The 17584-nt window shown below is 38.5% G+C and carries 16 protein-coding genes; 6 read left to right on the forward strand and 10 right to left on the reverse strand.

The annotated features are described in order from the left end of the window. Window positions 1–17: 17 nt before the first annotated feature. From AAC026_RS11805 to AAC026_RS11830, 6 genes are all read left to right on the forward strand, one after another. Window positions 18–1052, forward strand: coding sequence for an aminopeptidase (locus tag AAC026_RS11805; RefSeq protein ID WP_339698232.1), 1035 nt, complete (start codon window positions 18–20; stop codon window positions 1050–1052). 47 nt (window positions 1053–1099) lie between these two features. Then, a complete protein-coding gene (locus AAC026_RS11810; RefSeq protein ID WP_339607940.1) occupies window positions 1100–1909 on the forward strand; it encodes a DUF3108 domain-containing protein in 810 nt (269 codons plus the stop codon). 81 nt (window positions 1910–1990) lie between these two features. Then, on the forward strand, window positions 1991–2677 hold the full coding sequence (locus AAC026_RS11815) for a response regulator transcription factor (protein ID WP_339607939.1): 687 nt from the start codon (window positions 1991–1993) through the stop codon (window positions 2675–2677). A 2-nt stretch (window positions 2678–2679) separates the two neighbouring features. Continuing rightward, entirely contained in the window at window positions 2680–3768 is a 1089-nt protein-coding gene (locus AAC026_RS11820; RefSeq protein WP_339698234.1) for a HAMP domain-containing sensor histidine kinase, read from the forward strand. Between the two features lie 26 nt (window positions 3769–3794). Continuing rightward, a complete protein-coding gene (locus AAC026_RS11825; RefSeq protein ID WP_339607937.1) occupies window positions 3795–4502 on the forward strand; it encodes an RluA family pseudouridine synthase in 708 nt (235 codons plus the stop codon). A 9-nt stretch (window positions 4503–4511) separates the two neighbouring features. Then, on the forward strand, window positions 4512–6869 hold the full coding sequence (locus AAC026_RS11830; RefSeq protein ID WP_339698237.1) for a TonB-dependent receptor: 2358 nt from the start codon (window positions 4512–4514) through the stop codon (window positions 6867–6869). Between the two features lies 1 nt (window position 6870). Here the strand turns inward: AAC026_RS11830 and AAC026_RS11835 are convergent, their stop codons facing one another. From AAC026_RS11835 to AAC026_RS11880, 10 genes are all read right to left on the reverse strand, one after another. Beyond that, window positions 6871–7377: a hypothetical protein gene (locus AAC026_RS11835; RefSeq protein ID WP_339698239.1), complete on the reverse strand. Its 507-nt coding sequence runs from the start codon at window positions 7375–7377 to the stop codon at window positions 6871–6873. A 42-nt stretch (window positions 7378–7419) separates the two neighbouring features. After that, the gene (locus AAC026_RS11840; protein WP_339607934.1) at window positions 7420–8484 is read right to left on the reverse strand and encodes a branched-chain amino acid aminotransferase; all 1065 of its coding nucleotides are present in this window, start codon (window positions 8482–8484) and stop codon (window positions 7420–7422) included. A 238-nt stretch (window positions 8485–8722) separates the two neighbouring features. Next, window positions 8723–9277, reverse strand: a complete 555-nt coding sequence (locus AAC026_RS11845) for a cob(I)yrinic acid a,c-diamide adenosyltransferase (protein ID WP_339698240.1) — start codon at window positions 9275–9277, stop codon at window positions 8723–8725. A 5-nt stretch (window positions 9278–9282) separates the two neighbouring features. Then, complete coding sequence (locus AAC026_RS11850; RefSeq protein ID WP_339607932.1) at window positions 9283–10029, reverse strand: ABC transporter ATP-binding protein; 747 nt, start codon at window positions 10027–10029, stop codon at window positions 9283–9285. Window positions 10030–10214: 185 nt separating this feature from the next. Beyond that, window positions 10215–12794: a hypothetical protein gene (locus AAC026_RS11855; RefSeq protein WP_339698242.1), complete on the reverse strand. Its 2580-nt coding sequence runs from the start codon at window positions 12792–12794 to the stop codon at window positions 10215–10217. Between the two features lie 6 nt (window positions 12795–12800). Next, the gene (gene gatC, locus AAC026_RS11860; RefSeq protein ID WP_339698245.1) at window positions 12801–13088 is read right to left on the reverse strand and encodes an Asp-tRNA(Asn)/Glu-tRNA(Gln) amidotransferase subunit GatC; all 288 of its coding nucleotides are present in this window, start codon (window positions 13086–13088) and stop codon (window positions 12801–12803) included. Beyond that, on the reverse strand, window positions 13075–13812 hold the full coding sequence (locus AAC026_RS11865; RefSeq protein ID WP_339698248.1) for a lysophospholipid acyltransferase family protein: 738 nt from the start codon (window positions 13810–13812) through the stop codon (window positions 13075–13077). Before AAC026_RS11865 ends, gatC begins: the two co-directional genes overlap by 14 nt. 105 nt (window positions 13813–13917) lie before the next feature. Further along, window positions 13918–14745 carry a KilA-N domain-containing protein gene (locus tag AAC026_RS11870; RefSeq protein WP_339698251.1) on the reverse strand — a complete coding sequence of 276 codons (828 nt, stop codon included), beginning with the start codon at window positions 14743–14745 and terminating at the stop codon, window positions 13918–13920. 123 nt (window positions 14746–14868) lie between these two features. After that, the gene (locus tag AAC026_RS11875) at window positions 14869–17070 is read right to left on the reverse strand and encodes a PepSY domain-containing protein (protein WP_339698254.1); all 2202 of its coding nucleotides are present in this window, start codon (window positions 17068–17070) and stop codon (window positions 14869–14871) included. A gap of 18 nt (window positions 17071–17088) precedes the next feature. Then, on the reverse strand, window positions 17089–17583 hold the full coding sequence (locus tag AAC026_RS11880) for a DUF2271 domain-containing protein (protein WP_053223597.1): 495 nt from the start codon (window positions 17581–17583) through the stop codon (window positions 17089–17091). Window position 17584: the final 1 nt, after the last annotated feature.

Here is a 17584-nt window from a genome sequence, read left to right on the forward strand (position 1 = left end):
TCGTATGAATATTTGGTATGAAGAAGTGGCTAAAAAGGATTGGTTTAGGAGTGGTCGCGTTGATCATTATCTTTTGTGTTTGGAACTTTCAATTGATCAGGTATGGCTTGCTTCAATTAAAAGGGCAGTTGAATGTGGTGAATAACACTGTTTCGCTTGATGAATTTATTACGAATCCGCTAACACCAGATTCGCTCAGACAAAAAGCATTGTTGGTTAATCAAATCAGATCCTTTGCTTTCGATTCATTAGGAATAAATTACTCCGAAAACTATACTGAAATATTTGATCAACAAGGGAAAGCATCTATGTATGTAGTTACGGCTTGCGACCCATACAGCTTCACACCAAAAACCTGGAAATTCCCCATAGTGGGTAATTTTCCATATAAGGGATTTTTTGATCGCCAGAAAGCGGTTGATTTAGCTAACGAAATAAAAGCTCAAGATAGCTTAGATGTAGGAGTGAGAACAGCAGGAGGCTGGTCTACTTTGGGCTGGTTTAAAGACCCCATCCTTTCCAATATGCTGAATCGTTCGGAAGGAGATTTGGCTAGTTTGCTAATTCACGAACTTACTCATGGTACCTTGTTTGTTAAAGATTCGGTTACTTTTAATGAAAACCTAGCTTCATTTATTGGCGATAGGGGCGCTATAATGTACTTAAGTTCAAAATATGGTGAAGCTTCTCTAGAAGTAGCTCAGTATCAAGGCGAAATTGAAGATGAACTAATGTTTAAAAACTATATTTTGCAATCTTTTAAGGGGCTAGATTCTCTATACAAAGCCATGGTGAATTTGCCTGTGGGGGAGAAAAAAGAGTTGAAGAAAAATAAGATCGATCAGATTAGAAGTGACTTTGATACGCTTAACTTTAAGTCAGAAGTGTACAAAGGATTTTTTAAGACTTATATACCCAATAATACTTTCTTTATGTCTTACTTAAGGTACAATTCGCAACAGCAAGTATTGGAAGATGAATTAAATTTGAAGTTCCAAGGTGATTTAAAGCGTTATCTTGAGTACCTTAAATCAAAGTATCCCTCATTATAATCAGAGTTTTTGGTATGACCTTTGTCAATTGGAGTATAAAAAATGTAATGAAGCACTTACTCCTAATCTTTTTTCTGTCAACCCTTTGCTTGCAAATGACCGCCCAAGGTTATCAGTTATCAAAGGAAAAACCTTTTAAATCTGGGGAAGAAATAGAACTTAAGGCAACTGTTGGCTTTATAAAAGCGGCAGAAGCTCAATTGAAGATTAGTGATATAATCTACACCATGAAAGGCAGGCCAACTTTCAAAATCGATGTTTTTGCAAATACATCTGGAATTTTCGATTTCTTTTCACCAGTGAGAGATAACTGGGGTACTTATTTCGATACTACCCGCTATGTGCCACATCAATTTTATCGTTTTATTTCTGAAGGCCGCTTCCGTAAAAATGAGATTTTATACTTTGATCAGAGTGAAAAGAAAGTAACTGTTGCCAAACTTGAGAAAGAAAATAGACAGCTAAAAGAAAAGATTGATCATGATATGACCACCAACGAAATGCAAGACATGGTGAGTGGTTATTACTATTTACGAATGATTGATTTTGACAAAATTAAAGAAGGCGAAATTATTACCATCAATACTTTTTTTGACGACAAAGAAAAACCCTTCAGTATCAAGTTTATGGGTAGGGAAGTAGTGAAAACGAAATTGGGTAAAGTTAATGCCTTGGTTTTGGTACCAATTATGAAGAAGGATGGTCTTTTTGAAGAAGATAATACTTTGAAAGTGTGGTTATCTGATGACCTCAATAAAATCCCGTTAAAGTTTCAAGCCAAAATATTTGTTGGTTATTTAGAAGTTGACGTCAAGAGTGTAAAGAACCTGCGACATCCGCTAGCGATTGTTCAGTAAATCTGATTTTTTTAAGATCGGGCTCTTAATTTTTAGATATATTTGCTCATATCGAACTGAGGAAATACTAATTTTTAAATTATGGGTGCTAAGCAAAACCACCGAGTACTTGTGGTAGACGATGATCCGGATATCCTTGAACTACTAAAATACAACCTTGTTAAAGAAGGCTACGATGTGAAAGTAGCTGAAGATGGCAAGAAGGGAGTGCAAATCGCAAAAACATTTCAACCAGAATTGGTATTGTTAGACATTATGATGCCCCACCAAGATGGAGTAGAAACTTGTCGGCAAATTAGAGAGCTGCCCGAAATGGTAAATGCCCATATTACTTTTCTAACGGCTAGGGCTGAAGAGTATTCTGAGGTGGCTGCTTTTGATGCAGGTGCGGATGATTACATTACTAAACCCATTAAGCCTCGCGCTTTGATGAGTCGAATCAGTGCCCACTTCCGAAAAGAGAAAAAAGGAAAATCGATACCGAAAGTAACAATTGGTGATCTTACGATTGACAAGACAAGCTATACGGTTACGATTCTGGATAACCAGTTTACTTTGCCTAAAAAGGAGTTCGAATTACTCTATTTTCTAGCCCAGAACCCTAATAAAGTGTTTAGTCGCGATGACTTATTGCAGAACATTTGGGGAACAGATGTTTATGTGTTGGCCAGAACTGTGGACGTACACATTAGAAAGGTTCGCGAAAAAATAGGAGATGGGTACATAACCACTGTAAAAGGAGTGGGCTATAAGTTTGAATCTAATTAATAATGCTTTTTAATTCCAAGGCAGTTGCATTGCTTTTGGCCTCTGTAGTAGGTCTAATTACCACTGCATTTCTGTCGTTGGTGTCGGAAATACCTGTTCAGGCGCTCATTATTGGGGGCCTGATTTCGTTTGCAGCAACCTATATCTTCGCTTACGTCACCTTCGAATTTCTGGTTTTTAAGGAAATCAGTAGAATTTATGAAGTACTGAATAAAATCCGCAAGAAGAACTTTTCATTTATTGAAGAGGAAGAAGAGCGTAAACATCTTAATCCATTAAAAAGGATCAATCAAGAAATCTATACTTATGCTGCGGGTCGTCAGCGAGAGATTGAAGAGCTTAAAAAAGTAGAGGCTTTTAGAAGAGAGTTTTTGGCCGATGTAAGTCACGAACTAAAGACCCCCGTATTTGCTGCGCAGGGCTTTGTGCATACCCTTTTAGATGGCGCAATTGACGACAGTAAAGTAAGAATCAAATTTTTGAAAAGAGCAGCCAAAAGCTTAGACAGTTTAGATGCGCTCATTCATGATTTGCTTACCCTTTCTCAGATTGAGCTGGGAGAAACTAAAATGCATTTCGAGCATTTCAATATTATTGAAATGGCCAACGAAGTGCTAGATCAATTTGAGAATAAGGTAGAAAGGAAAGGACTGTATATTGGTTTCGATCAAGAATACAATCATCCTATTTTTGTATATGCCGATTCCGAAAAAATTTATCGTGTGCTTACAAACTTGGTGTCCAATGCCAATAAGTACACAGATGAAGGGGAGATTATCTTGGGATTTAGCGTTTCCTCTGGGGGGCATGTTACCGTTTCGGTAAGAGATACAGGCATGGGCATTCCACCAGAAGATTTATCAAGGGTTTTTGAGCGTTTCTTTAGGGTTGAAAAAAGCCGATCTAAAGGAAGAAAGGGTGGCACAGGCTTAGGTTTGGCTATCGTAAAACACATCATGGAAGCCCATAATTCTAAAGTATCGGTGATTAGTACCTTTGGTAAGGGGTCTACATTCAGTTTTAAATTACCTTTGTCGAAAGAAGAAGACTTAGATTCGACAGACGATGACGAATTTGAGTCTGAAGATTAAGACCGTTACCCAGACCTTGCTCATTCATGAAACTTAAATTTGAAGATTTAATCTGCTACGAAAACGATCATTTTTTGGTGGTGAACAAGCCTGCTCATATGGCTTCACTCGATGATAGAAACGATCCTCAGAATGTTCAGAAATTGGCAAAGGCGTATTCCGAGCACCTTTCTGTTTGCCATAGATTAGATAAAGATACTTCAGGATGTTTGCTTTTGGCTAAGAGCCCAGAGGCCTACCGCCATGCTTCTATTCAATTCGAAAAAAGAAATATCAATAAAATATACCATGCGTTTGTAGATGGGCTCACCGAGTTTAGAGAAGAACGCGTAGCACTTTCTATTTTACCATTAGATAAAGGAATGGTGGTGATTAATAAAGAAAAGGGAAAAGAAGCCGAGACCTACTTTACCACACTAGAAAACTACAAGTCTAATTCACTAATTGAGTGCAGGCCTATCACAGGCCGAATGCATCAGATTAGAATTCACTTGGCTACTTTAAAGGCGCCAATTATAAATGATGAGATGTATGGAGGCAAGCCACTTTTCCTTTCTCAACTAAAAAAGAAATTTAATTTAAGTAGAGAAGAAGAGGAAAGACCAATCATTCAGCGATTTGCACTTCATGCCTACGCCCTATCTTTCAATAATTTTTCTGAACAAATTACTGTAAAAGCAGATTACCCTAAGGATATGCAGGTGTTGTATAAACAGCTGAAAAAATATAGGTAACAGATTGATATGAAGTCCGCTTTTTTTGTATTCCTTTTTTTAAGCTTAAGTTTTTCTTTTCAATTATTAGGGCAAAGCCAAACTACACTTCAGGGCTATGTTTATTCAGCCAAAGACCAACAACCTTTAATTGGTGCTACCGTGAGTTTAGCCGAAACCAGTTTGGGTGCGGTTACGGATGCCAACGGTTTTTTTAAAATTGAAAAAATACCTACACAAACCTATAAAGTGGAGGCGCGATTTGTTGGTTTTAAACCTCAAGTTAAATTCAATGTAATAGTGCGTTCTGCAGGAAATGCTGAATTAATTTTTGGGTTGGAAGAGGTATTGGATGAATTGGATGCTGTTGTTGTAACAGCCAGTCCTTTTCCTGCCAAAATAGAAAACCCAAACTCCATTCAGAATTTATCGAGAGAAGAAATTGCTACTTACCCTGGCGGAAATAACGACATAGCCAAGGTTGTTCAGTCCTTACCTGGCGTATCTGGTTCCGTGGGTTTTAGAAACGACATCATAATTAGAGGTGGGGGCCCCAGTGAAAATGTCTATTATTTAGATGGAGTAGAAATTCCTAACATTAACCACTTTGCTACTCAGGGCAGTGCTGGCGGACCAGTAGGGCTACTCAATGTATCGTTTATTGAAGATGTAACGCTGAGTACAAGCTCGTTTTCTGCCAAATATGATAATGCGCTTTCTGGAGTGCTACAGTTTAATCAGCGCAACGGAAACTCACGGAACAGAAATCTCAACTTTAGACTTGGCGCTAGTGAAGCAGCGTTAACTTTCGAAGGGCCATTGGCTTTACCCAAAGAAGACGAACAGGCCAAAACCACTTTTATAATTTCCGCGAGAAGGTCGTATTTACAGTTTCTTTTCAAATTGATTGACCTCCCATTTCTACCCGATTACTGGGATTACCAATATAAAGTAGATCATAAGATTGACGAGAGAAATGAAATTTCCTTGATTGGCGTAGGTTCAATTGATAATTTCAGTGTGAATGCTTCAGATGATATTACGGAAGAGCAACAGGCTACATTGGATCAAATTCCAATTATTGAACAATGGACTTCGACTTTGGGCTTAAGTTGGAAACACAGAATGAACAATGGTTTTTTAAGAACAACCCTCAGTGGTAATGTCTTGAACAATGAGTTTGTGAGGTATAGCGACAACATAGCTGAAAATGGTTTATTGTTCAGTAATAACTCTAGAGAAGTAGAACAGAAACTCAGGGTTGAGGCTACCAAATTTTTGGGTGATTGGTCTCTTTCTTACGGTTTAAGCATACAAAGAGCAGAGTATCAAAACTCTACTTTTGATGATGAGAACAGCATCAATTTTAATTCAGAAATTGATTTCTATAAGTATGGTGTTTTTGCTCAAGCAGCTAAAAGTTTTATTGATAATAAGCTCGATGTATCCTTTGGTATCAGGAACGATGTAGACTCATTTACTGATAATGGCACAGGTGATATGGCTCATTTTTCGCCTCGGCTTTCGTTGGCTTATCACTTATCAGAAAAATTAACATTGAATGCCGCTACGGGTCGCTATTTTAAAATACCTCCCTATACCATTTTGGGTTTTAGAAGTAACACTGGGGAGTTGCTAAACCAAGATGCCGATTACATTAGAACAGATCATTATGTAATGGGCTTAGAATACTTGCCTAGACTATCTACCCGATTTACGATTGAAGGGTTCTATAAGCGCTATTCAAATTATCCAGTTTCAATTAGAAATGGAGTTTCTTTGGCCAATTTAGGGGGAGATTTTGAAGTGTTTGGCAGCGAGAATATTTCCAGCATAGGAAAAGGGCGTGCCTATGGAGCTGAGTTTTTATATCAGCAAAAGCTGAATAAACGATTCTACGGCATTTTGGCCTATACTCTTTTTTGGAGTGAATATACAGACTTGAATGATACAGGGTATCGTCCGGCATTATGGGATAACCGTCACTTATTGACTTTTACTGGTGGCTATAAACTTAATAACAATTGGGAATTAGGAGTCCGAAATCGTTTTTTAGGTAAAGCTCCTTTTATACCCGTTAATATAGAGGCTACCGAAGATTCTTACCCTACCATTATTAATGATTATGATAGGCTTGGGAATGAGCGATTAAGAGCTTACAATTCGTTGGACGTTAGGATAGATAAGAAGTGGAACTATACTAACTGGTCGCTCAATTTGTTTGTTGAGGTGACAAACCTTTTGGGAAGCAAATTACCTCAAGCACCTCAGTATGGCCTTGATTTAGATGATAATGGCGAAGTGATTATGCCTAGAAGCCTGATCGAAATACCAGATACCAACAATGGTTCTACAATTCCCACTTTTGGTATCGTGATTGATTTTTGAATTACTTTAACCCAACAATATAAACCTCAAATTTAGGATTGGTGAGGTCTACCTTTTTTCTTCTTGCAAGCTTCATGGTATAGCCTGTAGCCACAAGAATAGCAGCGGTGGTGGTTGTGCTACGATCTAGCGAAAAGCTTTGCCCATCTACTACTGTATGATTGAAGAGGTCTATGGCCATTAAACCAATGCCTGCAGTTGGTAAAAGCGTTTCAGATGCTCTCAAGAATTTTGAACGATTAGATTCCGCCCCTCGCACATCAATCTCTGTAATTTGGCTTGTATGTAGAATGTTGTTTTCTAAAACCAAAGTGCTATCTGCAAATTCCGTGATTCGGTCGGTAAAGAATACTTCTTGCCCTTTTTGCTTATATACAATTGTAGAGCCTTCAAAATATTCGAACTTGCGCATAGAGCCTTTTTTTCTCACTACCATGTAGGTTTGAGAAAATGCTGCCTCAGATACAAATAAAAGGCAGAGTACAAAGAATGGCCATTTTGCTTTCATAGGCCTGCAATTAAAGAAAAAAACTGGTTAAGGAATGTTAAATTAAACCTTTAAAGTCCAATTAAACTTGTCTTCTACCTTACCTGTTTTAATTCTATCCAGTTCGAAAAGTACTTTGTTAGAAAATTCTCTTTCAGCAATTGGCCCTAAATCATAAACTTCATCTTCGAAACCAATACGAGCAATATGTGCGATAGTAGCCGCTGTACCCACACCAAAAGCCTCCTGAAGCGTACCGTTTTTGGCCGCTTCAACTATTTCTTTTACAGGTACTTTACGTTCTTCTACTTTCATACCCCAGTCGCGGGCTAAAGTCAATACACTGTCTCTAGTAATTCCTTTAAGAATGGTGCCACTCGCTGGAGCTGTAATAAGAGTATTGTCAATAATGAACATTACGTTCATTGTACCTGATTCTTCAATGTATTCGTGCGTTTCTGCATCAGTCCAAATCAACTGGTCGAAACCTTGAGCCTTGGCCATTTTTGCTGGGTAAAGGCTGGCAGCATAATTTCCGCCTGCTTTGGCAAAACCAGTTCCGCCTTGGAATGCTCGTGAGAATTTGGTTTCGATTTTCACATTAACAGGAGCAGAATAATAAGCACCTACTGGGCAGGTGATAATCATGAATTTAAAAGTGTCAGAAGGTCTGATCCCAATGTATTCGTCTGTTGCGAAAATGAAAGGACGGATGTACAATGAGGTACCAGGTACAGAAGGTACCCATTGGCTATCTAACTCGATTAAAGTGGTTAAGGCTTCCATAAAAAGCTCTTCTGGCAATTCAGGAATACACATTCTTTCTGCAGAAATGTTTAACCTTTTAGCGTTTGCTTCTGGTCTGAAAAGCAATACTTCACCAGCATCGTTTTTGTAGGCTTTCATTCCTTCAAACACAGTGATGGCGTAGTGCAAAGTATTATTTGCTGGGCTTACCGATATATTTTGATAAGGTACAATTCTGAAATTCTTCCATTCACCATCTCTATAGTCAGCCTCAAACATATGGTCAGAATAAATCTTCGCAAATGGGATATTGTGAACATCAAGGGTACCAATTTTAGATTGACTTACCTTGTTTACGGAAATATCAATTGTCTCTGTCATATGCCGATGGATTAAAGGGAAATGAATTCAAATTTACAAAACTTCGAGTTTGCATCAAACAGATCGAAACCGTGAAATGTTCTTAATAAGAGTGATGTGGATTTGTGAAACAGAATTTTATTTCGTTTAATTTATTCTAACGAAAAATTAATCTGTAAATTTTATTTGCACGTAAAGAGAAGGCGCTTTTTTAGATGATTCTCGAAACGCAGTTTAAAAGTGTGTAATCAGTGAATACTTACTTATTTTTTCTGGGCTCCCACTTTACTTCTTCAATACCAAGCTCTTGCGCTATTTTTCTTCCCAACATAAAAAAGAAATCTGAAAGGCGATTGAGATATTGAATGACCAAACTGTCTACTGGAGACTCATTATTTAAGGCAATACAGATTCGCTCGGCCCTGCGGCAAACACAACGAGCTACATGGGCATATGAAACGGATGGATGACCTCCTGGTAGAATGAAATTCTTTAATGGCTCAAGATCTTTTTCCATTTCGTCCATTTCTTTTTCAAGCAATTCAATATCTGATGGAAGAAGATCGGGTTTTACCACTTTGTCCTTACCAGGCTCAGTTGCCAGCTCGGCTCCAAGGGTGAAAAGCCTATCCTGAATCTCTTTAAGTAACGCCAGTCTCTTTTCATTCACGGGTTGGTCACGAAGTACTCCTAAGAAAGAGTTCAATTCGTCTACTGTTCCGTAAGCTTCTATTCGGAGGTGTGCCTTAGAAACACGAGCACCACCCAATAATGAGGTGGTGCCTGAATCTCCTGTTTTTGTATATATCTTCACAATAATTAGTGTGCTTCTGCTGCGGCCTTGGCTGCTGCTTCTTTCATTGGATTGCCTCTAGTTGGACTTTCGTTCACGGTATCAGTTTCGATCAAACCATCTCGCATTCTAACAATTCTGTGAGAGTACTGCGCAATGTCATCTTCGTGAGTTACCATAATGATTGTGTTGCCTTTGTCATGAAGGTTGGCGAACAAATCCATGATGTCGTATGACGTCTTAGTATCGAGGTTACCTGTTGGCTCATCGGCAAGTATAATCGAAGGATCGTTTACAAGTGCTCTTGCAATAGCAACTCTTTGACGCTGACCACCAGAAAGCTCATTAGGTCTGTGGTGTGCTCTATCTGCCAAACCAACACCAGCCAAAGCGGCTAATGCTCTTTCTTCTCTTTCAGATTTGCTGTAACCTGCGTAAATCAAAGGAAGTGCAACGTTCTCTAATGAACTTGCGCGAGGCAAAAGGTTGAACGTTTGGAAAACGAAGCCAATTTCTTTATTTCGAACTTCAGCCAATTCGTTTTCTGTCATGTCACTAACATCCATTCCGTTAAGAATATAGCGTCCGCCAGAAGGTGTATCTAGACAGCCAATCATATTCATTAGAGTAGATTTACCAGAACCAGACGGACCCATGAAAGAAACATACTCTCCTTGTTTAATTTCAATAGTTACCGATTTTAGGGCGCGAATAGTTTCGCTTCCCATTTGATAGATTCTAGATATATCGTTTGTACTGATTACTGTTTTCATATTCGTATGACGGATGTATGTTCAATAAAGTTTAAATCAAGACTAAAAAAATAATCAAAGGTTTAATTCTAGCTTGATAGTCGAGCCGAATCAACAGACAAAACAACGCAATCTATAACCGCTATCAATATTTATTCCTTGAGCGGATACTCAAATGGATTGAAGGGTTTATTGTCGATTCATTTTCAGTTGCTTAGCGTTATCGCTTGCTGCCGAAGAAGTTTTTCCTTTTGCTCGAATTGTTTTTTGATTTCTTCGAATTCGTCTTTGCTGGCAAAAGTTGATAAGGTTTCTAAGGCTGAGGTACCGAAAAACGGAAGTCCTACATCTAAGGTCTGATAAATGTAAGCTTCATATAAAAGTACACTCCGTTTGTTGATGGTTATTGCTTTCTGAAGTACTTCATATATTTCTCCTGAGTCTGTGTTCATACTCCTAAGTGCTTCTACAGCATGAAGTGTTACAGTCTCATCAAAAGCATTTTCATTGGCCAAATCAAATAAGGTGGCTTTCTCCTCTTCTTGGCCTAAACTCTCTTGTCTGCTTTCAAACTCTTCCCACTTCTTTTGAAGTCCAGTTATGGGTTGGTCAATGCTTTTTGAAAGGAAATCTGAATAAGTGGTGGCAATAATGTTACGATCATAATTGTACGACTGAGCCTCGCCAAGAAATACAAAACTGAGTTCATAAGCGCCCTGTTGGTATGCCCAAATGGCTTTCATGTAACTGTAAAGCCCTGTATTTTGGCCATATGAAGCGATGAGTTGATCTAATAGATTAAATGTTTCATTTACTTCTCCAGAGTTGTAGAGCTGAATTACCTTTCCTAACATAAGGTAATCCTTAATGGCTACGTTTCTTGGGTAAGCAATATATCTATCGAAAGTCTCAATAAGCTCTTTGTTGCTGCTTTTTGAATTGAGAGAAGCGTTATACAAATAGTAAAGTTCATCAAGTAATAGGAACGAATCTGTTGAGGCTTTTAATTTTAATTCTGGTTGAGCATCAGTAGAATTGGCGAATGCCTGTCGGTTGGTCATTACACTAAAATCTTCAAATTTAGACGTGGCCTTAAGTACGGAATCAACGTTTAGGTTGTCCTTTAAGGAAATGTCTAAGGCAAGAAAATTGCTGGCAATAATCGGTGTTGATTTGTTTTGATAAGCTCTTTCCATCAATAATAAGGCGGTATCCAAATGCGAAAATTCATAATGAGCAATTGCTAGATTATTAATCACTTTTTGATCATTAGATACATTTTCGATATCCTTTAATGAAAGGAGCTTATTGAAAAGTTGGTCTTGGTCAGAGTAGTATTGAGCAAGGGCAAGCGCTGGCTTGTTGTTCTCGCTTCTTAAAATTGACTCCTTAAATCTTTTTGTGGCTTGAGCAGGATTTCCGTTGGCCTTTTCAATCATGGCTAGCCCATAATTTGCACGTACACCATAGTAGTCGTAGAATAGCGATTGTTTGTAGTATTGTTCGGCTAAAAGGTCATTCCCAATTTTTTCAGACAATGCTCCTAGGGCATTGTATTGCCCTGCTTTTATTTGGTAATACGGTCTGTAGTTTAAAAAGAAAACTACTCCGAACAGAAAGAGGATAACGCCTAACCTAGCAGTTAGCAATGGTGCTCTTTCTCCTCTAAAAAAAGACTTCCAAGCAGGGTTGTTGGCCAGTAAGTCGGGAGTGAAGTTCATGAAGCAATACACATAATAGACTACAGCAAAGGCCAAATGGGGCGCAACAATAGCCATTTTGATGGCAAGAACTAAGGAGTCATTTGCAGTGATTTCGGCATAGAAAATTACGGCAAGAGTAATGGCAGCAAGCGCAGGGTAAAGCAGATTTTTAATCAGAACAAAGGGTATATGAGACTCTACTACTTGCAGCTTTGTTTTTAGAACAAAATAGCCTGAAGCTACAGATACCAATAAAACTGTATAAGGCTCTATTAATATTAAGTTCAGTGAGATTCTTCCTGTTAGGTTTAAAAATAGTAAAGCCAATACTAGAATATATACTGCCCCAATAATCAAAAAGTGAATCAAGGCATTTTTACCCGATGGGGCATTTTGGGTGGCTATTTTAAACAGATAAAAGAAATTGTCGCCAGCTACAAAGAAAATATATAATGCAGCCAAAATAAGTGGAGCAAGCAGACCATAAGAAAACCATACAAACTGAGGGTCTGGGGTAGGAGATAGCAATATTGCTACAAGAGTAAATCCACTAAACATTAGAAAAGTGGCTGCTAGTCTTATTTTAAAACTAATGTTGGTTTTAATGCTTTGAAAATAGTAGCTAAGAATTAGGAAGCCACCGATAAATGCATAACTAAAATATTGATCTCCAATGGCCAGCTCGTCCAAACCAAAATTTATGGAAACGAAAACCATGATACCTGCACAGATCAAATACCAAAAACGCTCTAAATAAGTAATTGTGACTGTGATAATAACGAGACCTATGAGGGTAAGGGAGAACAGAATGTATTCAGGCCATTCCAAAAAAAGATAACGTCCAGTTTTAAATTGCTGCCAAATTACGATCTGATCGAGTTCAATACCCATTGGCTTTCCATTGATAGAAAAGTACTCTAGAAACAGCGGTGACTTGATGTAATCTAAATCTGTGATAGAAGGCAAAACAAATTCATCTCCTATGAAAAAGGTAGATAGAAGTAGTAGGGCCGTAATGGCAACTGTTAGTCCAATAAAACGACTAAGGTATTTTAAAAGTAGGTGGTTCTTTGAATCTTCCAAGGGGTGTTATTTTAACACTTTTGGCACTTTAAAAAACTTATTGTCTTCAACAGGCGCATTTTTCAGGGCTTGTTGTTGAGTAATAGAAGTTTCTGCTTTGTCCTTTCTGAACACGTTTACTTCAGGAGTCATATGGGTTAATGGCTCAACACCTTCAGTATCTAATTCATTTAGTTTTTCAACCCAAGTTAAAATCTCACTCATGTCATTCAGTAGCTGAGTTTCCTCTTCTGACTTAATGTTAAGTCGGGCTAAATGAGCTACTTGATGTAAAGTTTCTTTATCTACCTGCATGGTATTGTGTCAGTTCTTGTTCTATTACGGAACGTACTTTGTCCTTTAATTCTTGCATGGCCAAATCGTCATTGCCATTTGGCCAGATGGGTTTATGCACTTTAAGCGAGATAAGCCCTGAGTGCATCATCAAAGGTTTTTTATCGGGTAAAAGTAGATGATTGTTATGAATTGTTACTGGTACAACAGGAATTTGTTCATCAATGGCTATTTTAAAGCTACCTTCTTTAAAACGGGCTAACTCAGGTGGGTTTTTGCTTGAAATTCCACCTTCGGGAAAAAAAGTGATACTATAACCATTTTCTACTGCTTCTTTACACTTCACCCAGCTGGCATGCCGGCCTCTTAAGCTATTACGATCTACCAAAATATGTAGTTTGCTGTACATGTAACCCCATAATGGAATTTTCTTTAAAGAGCTTTTGCCTATAAACTTATAATTATGGTTGATAAGCCCCATGGTGGGAATGTCTAAAAAAGAGAAGTGATTGGCGCAGAAAATATAACGCTGTTTTCGACTTAGCTTTTCTTCGTAAACAATCTTAGAACGATTAAGAAATAGGAAAAAGAAGAGCATCCTAGCCCAAACGTGATTGAGAAAACCAGCTGTTTTTTCTAATGGTTTTATGAAAATGGCGAGAAGAAAAAAGGGTAGTAAAACCATGAAAACCAACGCAAAAATAACGAGGCCGTAGACGGAATAAATTTTAATCAGTGTTTTCATTGAGCTTGAGGCTGCGAAGATAAAACAAAATGAGTTCAGGCTCAGGGAAATACTGCGAAGATTAAAAGAATGGTTGAGGCTTGAATGATGAGAGAAGTGACGAGGTTAATCGTTAGTCTTTAATTTTTTGAGTGAAGCACTTTTAAGCAAAGATTGCATTTGGGTAATGGCCATTTTATTCAATTGTACCAAGCGCTCGCTTTGGGTTAAGCCTTGGCTTATGAACACTGCATTTATACTTTCCATATTGCTCAATACTACCAACTGTTCTATGGTGGCTTCGTCCCGTATGTTTCCTTCAGCTGACGGGTTTTCGGTTCGCCATTGCTTAGCTGTCTTACCAAAGAGCGCCATGTTCAGGATGTCGGCTTCACTGGCATATACCAAGTTAATTTGGGTTTTTGTTACTGCTGATGGCAGTAGGTTTGCCTTTATAGCATCGGTATGAATTACATAATTCACCTTGGTTAAGGTTCGCTGCAAGTTCCAATCAAGCTTTAGTCGGTTGTTGTCTTCTTCTTTAAGACGTTGGAATTCTTTAACAAGGTAAATCTGAAATTCAGGACTTAACCACATGGCAAAATGAAAGGCTATGTCTTTGTGCGCATAGGTGCCTCCATATCTACCTGCTTTAACAATAAGGCCTTTTGCCGAAGTTCTCATGATCCATTGCCCTACTGACATAATGAATCTATTCACGCCTGCTTCCTTTTCAATTACCCCGAATTCGGGGTAATTGAAATCCACATTATTGATTGACTCCCAGATGGAGAGATATTCAAGCGTATTTTTGGTTGTAATCCATTTTCCAATTAGGCCACTACCTTCATTAAAGTTACTCGTCATGTCTGTTAGACTTATAAAATCAGTTTCGCTCTGATAAATGATTGTGATTTCAGTTCCTTTTACTTCTAGAGTTCTTTTCTTGCTCATCTCTCCTTATTGGTTTTTCTGAATACCAGTATAAGTTAAATGGAATTCAATTTTAATACAATTCCTGTCCTGAGTTTCTAGAGGTAAATAGAAGGGTGAGGTTTTCGAAAGGGGGGACTCAAACTAATAGCAATCCAGCTTAATCTGCTTTCGGTTTTGATAAAAGCTTAGGCTTTGATTGTTATGCATTTGGCAAATTTGGTCGAGTGCTTGAGTTACTCCTTTTTGCATGGTAATGGAGCCGCAAATCATAATTGTACCATGGTCTTTCAGCGCTTGGGCAATGAATGGAGCGTCTTTTTCTATGAGGCTTTGCACGTAGATTTTATCACAGCAGCGTGAATAAGCAGGTTTGAATGCCGCTAATTGATTGTTGGTCAACGCGCCTTCTATGGTTTCTTTGTAGATGTCGAATGAGTTACCTGTTCTTCCGCCCCAATACAAGTGAATTTCGTGTGCTCTGCCGTTACGGTTGATCATGCCCAAGAAAGGCGCAATACCAGTTCCGTTACTGATCATGATGGTACGCTTCGCCTTTTGAGCGAAATGAAAGGCTTTGTTTTGAAGCAGAAAGCCTTCGAGTGAATCGCCAATTTTTAATTCGTGCAAAAGCGTAGAGCATAAACCAAGTTCATGCTTTTTCACGCTGAGCAGGAGATTACCGTCTTTAGATTTTCCCAATGAATATAAACGCTCACGAGTACTGTTTTCAGGGTAAATGGCTAATAAATCTCCCGACTCAAACCTCTTATTTCCTTCTTGTTTTAACTCTATCAGTGCGGTGTTGTCTTCTACATTAGAAGAAACTGCCCGGTTGACCACTGTGAAATTTTGTGTTTTCTTTCGGGTAATCAGGTTGTCCACTTTAGGTAACTCAATGCTTAACCCAACCTTTTTTGCCCAAGGGTTAACCCATTCACTAAAAGCTTCAAAGGACTGATTATTGACCGTATGTACTTCCAACAATTGAGTACTTAAAGGATGTTTCCCTAGCAGATCATCTGTATCAAAAGCAAACTTGCAAAACTCTGGGTAAGCCAATGAACCAAAACCCACTACTGAAAAGGAGAAGTCGTTTTTGGGTCTAAAATCTTTAATGAAAAGCTTCTTGAACTTATCAGCATTGCTTGGTGCTTCACCTTGTCCATAAGTTGCTGTAATCACCACCAAATGCTCCATTTGCTTGAAATGGCTCCATTTGTTCATGTCGGTGAGGAAAGAAGTCTGTTTGGCAGCCAGTAGTTGATCGTGCAGTAACTTGGCATACTTTCGTGTGGTACCTCCCTCAGAACCTACCAGAATCACATACTTACACTGATCTTTGGAATAAGTGTTTTTAATTCTGGCAGCCTTTCTTTTTAGGGTAATGGCAAAGCCTGAATAAATAAAGAAGGGCAATGTTAAGCTAGCCAAACCTAAAATTACTGACCATACAATTGTGCCTTGTCCTGTGTGTAACATCATGGCCAATTCAGAAAACAAGGCCACAAAAGGGTAGGGCTGCTCGCTTAACGCTTCACCCGTGAATTGATTCACAATGACTTCTTTTTTCTTCAGCTTTAAGAGGAAGTAATCTTCAACATCATTGCTAAATGGAAATTCAATTGACCTGAAATTCTCTAAGGTATTTTGATTGAATACCTCAAAGTCGGCTGTGCTAATTTTTGGGCTGGCTTCAATGGCATCATAATCTAAAGCATGACTAATGTTTTCTTCAGTAATGATAGAGAACCTAAGCAACGATAAGTAAGTGCCAGAAAGCGAAATAACGATTAGTGGAATAAGCGCCAGCCTACCTAAAATCGTATGATAATCGTGGAGAAAACTTGTTTTTACCAGCTTGTTAAAGAACTGTTTAATTCCGCCTTGGCGCCTTAAAATTAGGGCTACGCCTGAGGTGGCCATAAGGAAAAGTAAGAACGAAGCTAGTCCTATAAAAAACCGCCCAATCGTACCCAAAAAGAGCGAACGGTGGAGGCTGGTAGCAAAGTTGAAAATGGCCGCCTTTTCTTTCAGCTCACCAATTTTTTCTCCAGTAAAAGGGTCGATGTAGAAATTCTCGCTTCCGTTTCCCCCAATTACAGAAGCTGTAATAAAACCGTTTTTGTCTGAAGAAATACTGAGCACTTCTTCGTATTTCCCTTCTATATTACTGAGCAATTCGGCAATAGTAAGCTCAGAAGCTCCGCTAGGTTGGTAAGGTTGCGCCTTTTCGATAATGGGTTCGAAGGCCAAAATTACCCCCGTAAGGGAAGCGATAAGAAGGAATAAAGATGAAGATATAGCCAAAACAAGGTGGCTATATCTCCAAAAAGAAATGGTCATAATGACTCGTGAAGGGTATTAATTGGGGATGATACGTACGTAACGAATGTATCCTTTTCCCTCTATTTTACTGTTTACACTTTCTGCATTTAAGCTCAGTTCTGCATCGGTTACATGGTAGTCTTGGTTCTCTACAGCCGACTCAAACCTAATTTTATAGCCTGCATCAATTTTTGTTTCGTCAATCTCGAACGCCAAAACTTGACGTTCTCCATTACCAATACTTGCGCCAGTAATGCCGTCTAGTTTTTCGTTTTTCCCTGAAGAAAAAGCCCACCAGTTCTTAATGTCGCTGTACCATTCGCTATCATCACCTTGCACATAAAGAGTTCGTTCGTATTCGCCTTCTGGGTTCATTAATGAAATAGCAACATAAGCGTCTTCGCCAGTGTAGTTAATCATTTGTACCAAGCATTTGTATTTCACGCTTCCAATATCTGAAGTGAAAGCCATCGCCAAAACTGATCCTGCAATCAATAATATCTTTGTTCCGAATTGCTGTATGTTCAACATC

The organism is uncultured Roseivirga sp. (genome assembly GCF_963973945.1).
In the GTDB taxonomy this organism is placed as follows: Bacteria; Bacteroidota; Bacteroidia; order Cytophagales; family Cyclobacteriaceae; genus Roseivirga.

What these genes read in the sequence shown, in the direction of transcription:
- AAC026_RS11865 (WP_339698248.1), bottom strand. Translation starts at nt 13,812, where the DNA reads ATGAAAACACTGATTAAAATTTATTCCGTCTACGGCCTCGTTATTTTT.
- AAC026_RS11830 (WP_339698237.1), top strand. Translation starts at nt 4,512, where the DNA reads ATGAAGTCCGCTTTTTTTGTATTCCTTTTTTTAAGCTTAAGTTTTTCT.
- AAC026_RS11825 (WP_339607937.1), top strand. Translation starts at nt 3,795, where the DNA reads ATGAAACTTAAATTTGAAGATTTAATCTGCTACGAAAACGATCATTTT.
- AAC026_RS11875 (WP_339698254.1), bottom strand. Translation starts at nt 17,070, where the DNA reads ATGACCATTTCTTTTTGGAGATATAGCCACCTTGTTTTGGCTATATCT.
- AAC026_RS11840 (WP_339607934.1), bottom strand. Translation starts at nt 8,484, where the DNA reads ATGACAGAGACAATTGATATTTCCGTAAACAAGGTAAGTCAATCTAAA.
- AAC026_RS11820 (WP_339698234.1), top strand. Translation starts at nt 2,680, where the DNA reads ATGCTTTTTAATTCCAAGGCAGTTGCATTGCTTTTGGCCTCTGTAGTA.
- AAC026_RS11835 (WP_339698239.1), bottom strand. Translation starts at nt 7,377, where the DNA reads ATGAAAGCAAAATGGCCATTCTTTGTACTCTGCCTTTTATTTGTATCT.
- gatC (WP_339698245.1), bottom strand. Translation starts at nt 13,088, where the DNA reads ATGCAGGTAGATAAAGAAACTTTACATCAAGTAGCTCATTTAGCCCGA.
- AAC026_RS11870 (WP_339698251.1), bottom strand. Translation starts at nt 14,745, where the DNA reads ATGAGCAAGAAAAGAACTCTAGAAGTAAAAGGAACTGAAATCACAATC.
- AAC026_RS11880 (WP_053223597.1), bottom strand. Translation starts at nt 17,583, where the DNA reads ATGTTGAACATACAGCAATTCGGAACAAAGATATTATTGATTGCAGGA.
- AAC026_RS11850 (WP_339607932.1), bottom strand. Translation starts at nt 10,029, where the DNA reads ATGAAAACAGTAATCAGTACAAACGATATATCTAGAATCTATCAAATG.
- AAC026_RS11815 (WP_339607939.1), top strand. Translation starts at nt 1,991, where the DNA reads ATGGGTGCTAAGCAAAACCACCGAGTACTTGTGGTAGACGATGATCCG.
- AAC026_RS11810 (WP_339607940.1), top strand. Translation starts at nt 1,100, where the DNA reads ATGAAGCACTTACTCCTAATCTTTTTTCTGTCAACCCTTTGCTTGCAA.
- AAC026_RS11805 (WP_339698232.1), top strand. Translation starts at nt 18, where the DNA reads ATGAAGAAGTGGCTAAAAAGGATTGGTTTAGGAGTGGTCGCGTTGATC.